4 protein-coding genes are annotated in these 3952 nt (G+C 56.4%); all 4 read left to right on the top strand.

What is annotated here, in order from left to right:
- Positions 1–219: 219 nt before the first annotated feature.
- The 4 genes from PLJ71_22515 to PLJ71_22530 all read left to right on the top strand — a co-directional run bounded on the left by PLJ71_22515 (position 220) and on the right by PLJ71_22530 (position 3869).
- Positions 220–588: a TraR/DksA family transcriptional regulator gene (locus PLJ71_22515; GenBank protein ID HQM51462.1), complete on the top strand. Its 369-nt coding sequence runs from the start codon at positions 220–222 to the stop codon at positions 586–588.
- Positions 585–1136 carry a signal peptidase II gene (gene lspA / locus PLJ71_22520; protein ID HQM51463.1) on the top strand — a complete coding sequence of 184 codons (552 nt, stop codon included), beginning with the start codon at positions 585–587 and terminating at the stop codon, positions 1134–1136. The genes PLJ71_22515 and lspA overlap by 4 nt, the downstream gene beginning before the upstream one ends.
- The gene (lgt, locus tag PLJ71_22525) at positions 1117–1983 is read left to right on the top strand and encodes a prolipoprotein diacylglyceryl transferase (GenBank protein HQM51464.1); all 867 of its coding nucleotides are present in this window, start codon (positions 1117–1119) and stop codon (positions 1981–1983) included. The genes lspA and lgt overlap by 20 nt, the downstream gene beginning before the upstream one ends.
- 215 nt (positions 1984–2198) lie before the next feature.
- Positions 2199–3869 carry a sigma 54-interacting transcriptional regulator gene (locus tag PLJ71_22530; GenBank protein ID HQM51465.1) on the top strand — a complete coding sequence of 557 codons (1671 nt, stop codon included), beginning with the start codon at positions 2199–2201 and terminating at the stop codon, positions 3867–3869.
- Positions 3870–3952: the final 83 nt, after the last annotated feature.

Here is a 3952-nt window from a genome sequence, read left to right on the forward strand (position 1 = left end):
GCCCGCGTCCGCACCTTGACAGACGCTCAGCCCATATGGTATGGTCCCGCCCGCTTGAGCGATTTTTTGCGGCCCCGATAGCTCGAACGGATTTATAACTCCTTATTTGTAAGTAACTTATGATTTTTCGCGGTTTCGGTCTTTGCTCGGGCAGAAAGCCTGATTGTGTGGTACAATCCTCCACGCTCTGGGACCAACTGAGAGAGGTGAAATGCTGCCATGAACAAACGTGATGCCAAGAAATTCCAAAAGCTCTTGCTAGAGGAACGGGAGCGCCTCGTAAGGGGCGTGCGTCAGTTAGAAGAAGATACCCTCTATCAACCCGCTACCGACAATGTCTCGGATGTTTCCAGCTATGCCGAAGTCGGAACAGACAGCTTCGAGCGGGAGATAGCTCTCAGCCTTGCGGGGGTGGGATCTCGCCAGCTCCACGAGGTCGCGGACGCCCTGCGGCGCATTGAAGAAGGCTCCTACGGCAAGTGCGAAGGCTGCCAGAAAGAGATTCTACGAAAACGCCTGGAGGCATTTCCTTCGGCACGTTTCTGCATCGAGTGTCAGTCAGCCCTCGAACGCGGCGGCGTCCTATGATATCTGGACTGAGTCCGGAGAGAAAACAGCAGATACTGTGGATAATCGCTATTGTCTTGAGTATCGTTGCGGTGGACCAGATAACGAAGCATCTGGTCATCACATATATTCCAGAAGGAAGCGAGACCCTGGGCTCCCATCCGCGCGAGTTCTTCTGGCTTACCCACCAGCGCAATTCCGGTCTTGTGGGGGGAATGTTCCGCGGCAGAGAGCTTGTCCCCTTGATTGCCCCGGTGTTTGCTACCCTGGTCCTCGCGTATTTGTTCAAGTTCCTCAATCCGAAATCCAGCTGGCAGTCCCTTGCGTACGGACTGGTGGCCGGCGGCGCGATCGGCAATTTGATCGACCGCGTACGGCTGGGTTCTGTTACTGACTTTCTCCAATTTCATTTCTATTTCGTCCCTTTCGATTTCCCGTGGAAGCTGTATCCCGCCTTCAACGTAGCCGATTCCTGCATTTGCACGGGGATAGTCCTTTTGGTCATACTCACCTGGAAACAACCTCAGCCCGATTCGCAGGAAAGCACCCGTGCTGCCAACACTACTTGAGTTAGGCCCTATCAAGATCAATTCGTACGGCCTCATGCTGGCCATCGGTTTCATCCTCGGCGTCACGTTCGTCAGGCGTGAATGCAAGCGGATAGGCATCGACCCCGACATTATCGCAGACGGCGCTTTCTGGACACTGCTCGTCGGGCTGTTTGGCTCCCGGCTCGCACACATTCTCCTGTACCCGTCGTCGTATTCGTGGCGGGACCCGCTGGGATGGGTGGCCTTCTGGCGGGGCGGTCTGGTGTTCCAAGGCGCTCTTCTGGCGATTCCTTTCGTATACTGGTATGTACGCCGCAAGAAGATCGACTTCTGGCCTCTTGCCGACATTGCAGCATCGTATATCCCGCTGGGTCACGCCTTTGGCCGCCTGGGCTGCTTTCTCAACGGCTGCTGCTATGGGAAGCGGTCCGATGTGTTTTGGGCCATACCCTTCCGCCGGGTTCCCTTCGACCTGAGCAAGGAACCTACCGGGAGTCCGGCTTACCTTGACCATTGTGCGCGCTTTGGACTGTCCTATTGGGAGGACAAATGGTCATTTCCCGTCCATCCCACCCAGCTTTACAGCGCTGTCGGGCTCTTGCTTATCTTTGCGCTGCTGATGGTGCTTCGAAAGAAACATCCGCCCTTTTGCGGATTCGTTCTGCCTATGTATTTGACCTTGTATGGTTTAGGGCGTTTTGTGCTCGAGTTCTTCAGAGGTGATCACAATCCGAGCCATTTCGGCGGGCACCTGAGCGACCAGCAGGTGTTCTCCCTCTTATTAGCGGTAGTAGGCACCGTTCTCTTTTTCTACCTCAGGCGCAAGGCATACCATTCAAGAGACAACAACTGCGACAAAGCGTAGCAGTCGCCACCGTCCGCCTTCGCATGTCCGTAAGAGCCACAATCAGCCAGAGGCTATTGCGTGAAACACAGGAGAAAATCCGCAAGAGTGCTTCCCCACATATTGCCATGGATTGAGCCATAATCCACTGTGAACAGGTAGTTTACGGGCATGTTCCACATGAAACGCTTGACTTTCCGATGCGTTTCGTCTATGTTCTGGGTGGGAGAAGTTCTATGATGCGCCCTACCAAGCTGAGCCAACATGTCTTTCTTGAATTGCCCCCTGTTCTTTCGCACTACCTCGAGGGGGCGCGAAATGTCTGGCTTGAATCGGAACCCAAGGAAGGCCGCCTCACCTTTCTGAATCGAATCGGCTTCTTCATGGATTTTGAGGCAGCAGCCGTCGAACGCCGCCATCTGCTCGAGTTTCTGGGATGGCAGCGCGCCCGCGCCTTGTGTTTTCGGATTGGATTCGAACAAGGGCGCCGGGACGCCGCGCGCCATCTGAACGTGTTTCAGCAGAACGTGCGGTTGGCGCTTCAGGCAGGTCCCGTCTTTGGTCAGCTGCAGGGACGGTACGCGGCAGACCCGATCCGGTTCGAGTATGACTTGGACAGCCGAACGCTTTACCGCGAAATCGCCTTCAATGAGGGTCTGGAAGGCAAGGCCCATAAACTCGTTGCGGGTTCATTGGGTGAGTGTGGATGTTGGAATACCACGGGTTACCTGTCAGGCCATGTCAGTGAGATCATTGGCCGGCGGGTGCTGTGTCTCGAAGTCGAGTGCATGGGGAAAGGCGATGCGCGCTGCCGCGTCGTAGGCCGCTTCGAACCGGAATGGGGCCCCGAAGCCGATTGGATTCGCGAGGCAATGAAAACTGGGGCATTTCATGAGGAAGTTGCGCAGGCGGAACTGAGAACCGCCCAAGTGCAAAAGAAGGCACGGCAAGTTCAGTTGAAACTCAACGCGCTCACTGGACGATTGCGGGGCGAACTGCTTCTCAACGAGGTTGTTGCACAATCCGATGCAATGAAAGTGGTTATGGCGCGCGCAGAGCAAGTGGCTGCTTCCGAAATACCGGTGCTGCTTGTGGGAGAAAGCGGCGTCGGCCGCAAAACGCTGGCCCGAGCCATTCATTTCGCTGGAGGCCGAAAAGCGGGACCGTTTGAAGTCCTCGATACCACAGGGCTCGACAGCCGGCTGATTCTGCAGGAATTGGCCGGGTTCGCCGCGGGAGCTTTTCCTGGGGCCGTGCGGAGCCATGCGGGCGCCATTCGCCGGGCACACCGTGGAACACTGTATGTTCAGGGCCTCGACAGCCTGGATCAGGAAGCACAACGTGTTCTGTACCAAGTTCTTGAGAAAAGCACCGTCTCGCCTATGGGGGATTCCGCCGAGGAGCCGGTTTCGGTGCGTCTCATAGCCGCAACGAGCGAAGAGCCTCACGATATGTTGAGCGGCGGCCGTCTGCGCGAAGACCTGTACTACGCATTGTCGGTCGCGCGGATTGATGTCCCCACGCTGCGCGAACGCGAGGACGATGTATTGCGAATGGCCGAGGCCTTTCTGCGCGAATTCTCGGAACTTTATGAACGGGAGGGGCTTGTACTTTCCAAAGAATGCCACCAGGTCCTGCGGGAATGCGCGTGGCCAGGCAACGTCCGCCAGTTGCGAAACATCATCGAACAAGCTGTCATCTTTGCACAAGGTGACACGCTCACTCTGGCCGACCTGCCGGAGGAGGTAGTTCTGTCACGCGCCAAAAGAGGCCAGGAGGAACTTAGTGAAGATGTTATACGGGCCGCATTGCGTAAGACCAAGGACAACCGCAGTGCGGCGGCTGATCTTCTGGGAATCGGACGCACCACGCTGTGGCGGGCCATGCGCCGTATGAACATCGAGTGACCAACCGGTACCGGGCGGGTACCCTGCGCAGTTAGACTCCTTTCATCCCCCAAAGGGCCTATCTCCCGCAATGTATTACATTC

Source organism: Candidatus Hydrogenedentota bacterium, assembly GCA_035416745.1.
GTDB lineage: Bacteria > Hydrogenedentota > Hydrogenedentia > Hydrogenedentales > SLHB01 > UBA2224.

Excerpts from the sequence above, each read along its gene's own strand:
- lspA (HQM51463.1), top strand. The coding sequence starts at position 585 with ATGATATCTGGACTGAGTCCGGAGAGAAAACAGCAGATACTGTGGATA.
- PLJ71_22515 (HQM51462.1), top strand. The coding sequence starts at position 220 with ATGAACAAACGTGATGCCAAGAAATTCCAAAAGCTCTTGCTAGAGGAA.
- PLJ71_22530 (HQM51465.1), top strand. The coding sequence starts at position 2,199 with ATGATGCGCCCTACCAAGCTGAGCCAACATGTCTTTCTTGAATTGCCC.